The following is a 304-nucleotide window of genomic DNA, read 5'->3' as shown; positions in this document are numbered from 1 at the left end:
GGGTCAGTTGGGACACAACAAACTCCTGAATCGGTCAGACGGTTTACACCGCCAAAAATAAAGAAATGCGTTCTGGTGCTCTAAATGGTGACAATCACACCGAGAAACAAGGTCGTGATTATAAACCCGTACATATAACCGGTGCCGCTGCCAGCAGAGCCTGAGTATAAGAGTCTTGAGGCTGGTTCATCACGCTGGCGCACTCCCCTTGCTCAACCAGGACCCCCTGACTCAACACCGCCACCCGATGAGCCAGATGTGGAATAATCGACAGGTCGTGGGTAATAAACAGATAGCTCAACCC

Annotated in this window: 1 pseudogene; it reads right to left on the bottom strand. The window is 51.0% G+C overall.

Going from position 1 to position 304, the window contains the following annotated elements:
• Positions 1–118 precede the first annotated feature (118 nt).
• Positions 119–304, bottom strand: a pseudogene (locus Q4563_RS18600) (ABC transporter ATP-binding protein); the annotation flags it as partial.

Source organism: Gilvimarinus sp. 1_MG-2023 (genome assembly GCF_030548285.1).
This window is presented reverse-complemented; position numbering and strand designations above follow the sequence as displayed.